This window comes from Cellulomonas biazotea, assembly GCF_004306155.1.
GTDB lineage: Bacteria > Actinomycetota > Actinomycetes > Actinomycetales > Cellulomonadaceae > Cellulomonas > Cellulomonas biazotea.
Window position 1 is genome coordinate 1 of sequence record NZ_BIMR01000279.1, and the last position, 4,536, is coordinate 4,536.

The following is a 4,536-nucleotide window of genomic DNA, read 5'->3' on the forward strand; positions in this document are numbered from 1 at the left end:
CACCCCCGACGCGGCGGCGGCGCACCCGGTGCTGTCCGAGCGACGCGGGCCGTACGCGTTCACCGTGGTGTCGAGCGACGGCTGGCTGCGGTACTGCCTGGTCGCCCCGACGTTCGCGTTCGCGAACGTCCACTCGCCCGACGGGTCGACGTCCTCGGGTGTCAGCGGGTCGCCTGCGACGCAGGGCGAGTCGTGGGAGGTCGTCGACACCGGCGGGTTCGCCGACCCGGCCCCGGGGACGCTCACGCTCGCGACGGCCGGGACGTTCACGTCCGACGGCGAGCAGTGGAGCACCGCGCTCGGCCGGGTCGCGCCCGACGTGACGTCGGTGCAGGTGTCGCTGTCCGACGGCACGACGGTCGACGCGACCGCCGCCGAAGGCGTCTTCGCGGCGTGGTGGCCGGGCACGGCCCAGCCTCGCGAGGTCGTCGGCGTCGCGACGGACGGCAGCAGGGCGCGCGCCGCGCTCGACGTCGACTGGTCGGTGGTCGGACCGCCCGCGGGCTCCTGACCTCGTGGGGTCACGCCCGGGTCGCGAGGTCCCGGCGCCCCGGCGGCGTCGCTCGCCCGGCGACGCGGCAGGATGGCCGACGTGACCGAGGCTCCCGGCGTGACCGTGGTGTGGACGACCCTCTTCCTCGACCTGCCCGACGACCGGTTCGACGCCGGTGTCGCGTTCTGGCGGGCCGCCACGGCGACGGGTCTGTCGGCGCCGCGCGGCGACCGCGGGCAGTTCGCGACGCTCGTCCCGCCCGACGGGGACGCGTTCCTGCGGGTGCAGCGTCTGCCGGGCGAGCCGCGCGTCCACCTGGACCTGCACGTGGACGACGTCGACGCGGGTGCGGCCCGGGCGGTCGCGCTGGGTGCGACCGAGCTGCTGCGCGACGACCACGTCGTCCTGTCGTCGCCGGGCGGGTTCGTGTTCTGCGTGGTCCCGGACGGCGGCGAGCGGCACCGGCCGGGACCGGTCACGGGGCCGTGGGGCGGCCGCTCGCTCGTCGACCAGCTCGCGCTGGACTGCCCGGCCCCGCTGGTCGACGTCGAGCGGGAGTTCTGGTCGGCGCTGACGGGGTGGCCGGTGGCGGTCGACCCGGCGCGGGTCCTCGTGCCCCTGGAGCGTCCCGACGGCATCCCGGTGCGGCTGCTCGTGCAGCGCCTGGGCGCGGACGACCCCCGGACGCGCGTGACGGGGCACGTCGACGTCGCCGCGGCAGGCCCGGACCGCGACGTCGTGGTCGGGGAGCACGTCGACCTCGGCGCGGTCGTCGTCGAGCGGTTCGAGCGCTGGACGGTGATGCGCGACCCGGCAGGCCTCACGTACTGCCTGACGGGCCGCTCTCCCGACCTGCCCGCGCCGAGGTCGTGAGGACGCGTCGAGGTCGTGCGTCGCAGCTCACGACCTCGACGCGAGGTGACGACCTCGACGACGGCGCACCGAAATGCGCTTCCGTCGACGTGGTAGGCGCTGTGTAGCGTCGGCCCATGACCGCCGCACCCACGCGCTTCCCCGTCGACGACGCCGCCTGGCCGGCGTTCCTCACGGAGACCGTCGACGCGAACCTCGACGCCGCCCGCACCCACCTCGCGACCCTCAAGGACGGCACGACGCGCACGTCGGCGCAGGTCCTGGACCTGTGGGACGCGGGCGACCTGGCGCTGGGCCGTGCGTCGGCCGCGGCGCACCTGCTCGCGGAGGTGCATCCCGACGCGGACCTGCGCAGCGCCGCGGAGGCGGGCGCGCAGGCGGCCGAGGACCTCGGGACCGAGCGCGAGCTCGACCGGGACCTGTGGGAGGTCCTCGCCGCGACGACCGACGACGACCTGGACGCCGACGCCCGACGGCTGCGCGAGCACGTCCTGCGGGACTTCCGGCGGGCCGGCGTCGACCGGACCGCCGAGGAGCGCGAGCACCTCAAGGCCCTCGCGCAGCGCTGCACCGAGCTCGGCCTGGAGTTCGCGCGGAACATCCGCGAGGGGGCCCGCAGCATCACGGTCCGCCCCGAGCAGCTCGACGGCCTGCCCGACGACTTCCGCGCCGAGCACGCGGCGGGCGACGACGGGCTCGTCACGCTCACCACGGAGTACCCCGACCTCATCCCCGTCCGGACGTACGCGCACGACGCGTCGGTCCGGGCCGCCCTCACCTCGGAGTACCTGCGGATCGGCTGGCCGGAGAACGCGCCGGTGCTCGCGGAGCTGCTGCGCCTGCGCGAGGAGCGCGCGCACCTGCTCGGCTACCCGGACTGGCCCACGTACGACGCCGAGGTCAAGATGATCGGCTCCGGCCAGGCCATCGCGGACTTCGTCGACCGGCTCGACGCCCTGACGGCGGAGGCGGCGCGCGAGGACGTCGGCGTCCTGCTCGCGCGGTTCCGCGCCGACGACCCGCAGGCCGACGCGGTGACGCCCGCCGACAGCCTGTACTACGACCAGGTGGTGCGCCGCGAGCAGTACGACGTCGACGCGCAGGAGGTCCGCCGGTACTTCCGCTACGACGCCGTGCGGACGGGCGTCATGGAGACCGCGTCCCGGCTGCTCGGCCTGACGTTCACACGCGTCGAGGCGCCGACGTGGCACCCGGACGTCGAGGTGTACGACGTCGCGTCGGACGGCTCGGCGGTCGGCCGCGTGTACCTCGACATGCACCCGCGGCCCGGCAAGTTCAACCACGCCGCGCAGTTCCCGCTGGTCCCCGGGGTCGTCGGCCGGCACCTGCCCGAGGGCGTCCTCGTGTGCAACTTCTCGACGGGCACGCTCGAGCACGACGACGTCGTGACGTTCTTCCACGAGTTCGGCCACCTGGTGCACGAGATCGTCGGCGGCGCGCAGCGCTGGGCCGCGTTCACGGGCGTCGCGACCGAGTGGGACTTCGTCGAGGCGCCCAGCCAGCTCCTCGAGGAGTGGGCCTGGGACCCGGGCGTCCTGCGGACGTTCGCGACCGACGAGTCCGGCGAGCCGATCCCTGCCGACCTGGTCGAGCGCATGCGCACTGCCGACGCGTTCGGCCGCGGCGCGTGGACCCGCCGCCAGGTCAACTTCACGGCCCTGTCGTACGGCCTGCACGCCACGCCGCCCGACGACCTCGACGCCTACACGGCGGACGTCGACGCACGCTTCGGCCCGTACGCGCCACTGCCCGACACCCACCAGGTCACCGGCTTCGGGCACCTGGAGGGGTACGGCCCGGCGTACTACACGTACCTCTGGAGCCTGGTCATCGCGAAGGACCTGCGGACCGCGTTCGACGACGACCTCATGGACGCGGAGGTCGGGCGGCGGTACCGCGACGCGATCCTCGCGCCCGGCGGCACGGCCGACGCGGCGGACCTCGTCGAGCGGTTCCTCGGTCGCCCGACGTCGTTCGACGCGTTCGAGGCGTGGCTGGCGACGCGCGCCTGACCGCACGGCCGACTCGGCCGGACGGCGTGACCGGGTCGTGGGCACCCGGTGGTTGCCCCCGGCAGCCGGTGGGTAGGGTCGGCGCGTCCCGCGGGCGATCTGCCCGGTTCGCCCACGTCGACGCACGTCACCGGAGGCCCCGTGGTCGTGATGATCGTGCTCGCCCAGCTCTACGGCGTGCTCCAGGTCGCCGTCCTCGGGTGGGGCGCGCGGTCCGCGCGGCTGCGCACGGTGCTCGCGGCCGTCGCCGTCGGGTTCCTCGGGGTGTCGGTCGCGACGCTCCTGGTCCAGCTCGCGTGGACGACGGCCTGGGTCGCGCTCACCGGCACGAGCCGCCTCGACGTCACGCGCGTCGCGTCGTACACGGTCGACCCGTGGATCGAGGAGGTCGCCAAGCTCGCGCCCGTCGCGGTCGCGTGGTGGCTCCTCACCGCCGTCCGCCGGTCGTGGGGCGTCACCGACCTCACGCTCGCCGCGGGGGCGGTCGGCGCCGGGTTCGGCCTCGCCGAGCAGCTCCTGCGGTTCGGGTCCGACGCCGGGCGGGCGTTCACGGGCGGGTGGGACGGCTGGACGCTGCCGGGCGGCATCTTCTGGGCCGTGCACGTCCCCGGTCCCGGCACGGTCCTCGGGTCGTGGCTGCCGGCGGGCGCCGCGAGCAGGGAGTTCCTGGGCGGCGCCGCGTCCGACGGCATCGACATCCACCTCGCGTGGAGCCTCGTCGCCGGGCTCGGGCTCGCGCTGCTGCTGCGCTCCCGGACCCGCGTGCCCCGGCTGGTCGGCGTCGCGCTCGTCGCGTTCGCGGGCCTCGACCACGCCGCCCACAACGCGTCGGGCGCGGCGGGCGACGTCCTGCAGGGCCTCGTGGCGCCGCTCGACACGCTCCGGGACGGGATCGGGTTCTTCGCGTTCGCGGCCGTCGTCGCGGCAGTGGTCGTCGACCGGCGCGAGCTCGCGGCGCACGCCCGCACCGACGACCTGCTCCTGGCCGCCGAGCGCGGAGCGGCACGCACCCGCAACGCGGCGGCACCGCCGGGGGACGCCACGCGGGCCGCGGGCGACGCGCCCGCCGGGAGCGCGACCCCGGGAGCGACCACCGCCACCGACGCGGCGGCGCGTCCCCGGGCCGACGTGTGGACC

General features: G+C 75.9%; 4 protein-coding genes. All 4 read left to right on the top strand.

Annotated elements, in window-relative coordinates; translation table 11 throughout:
- The coding region (locus CBZ_RS21045) for a hypothetical protein (RefSeq protein WP_165446820.1) at positions 1–511 on the top strand (511 nt) is incomplete at its 5' end.
- Positions 512–592: 81 nt separating this feature from the next.
- Positions 593–1,366 carry a VOC family protein gene (locus CBZ_RS16465; RefSeq protein ID WP_246013498.1) on the top strand — a complete coding sequence of 258 codons (774 nt, stop codon included), beginning with the start codon at positions 593–595 and terminating at the stop codon, positions 1,364–1,366.
- A 116-nt stretch (positions 1,367–1,482) separates the two neighbouring features.
- Entirely contained in the window at positions 1,483–3,399 is a 1,917-nt protein-coding gene (locus CBZ_RS16470) for a M3 family metallopeptidase (protein WP_130782572.1), read from the top strand.
- Positions 3,400–3,549: 150 nt separating this feature from the next.
- The coding region (locus tag CBZ_RS16475) for a PrsW family glutamic-type intramembrane protease (RefSeq protein WP_246013499.1) at positions 3,550–4,536 on the top strand (987 nt) is incomplete at its 3' end.

What these genes read in the sequence shown, in the direction of transcription:
- CBZ_RS16470 (WP_130782572.1), top strand. Translation starts at nt 1,483, where the DNA reads ATGACCGCCGCACCCACGCGCTTCCCCGTCGACGACGCCGCCTGGCCG.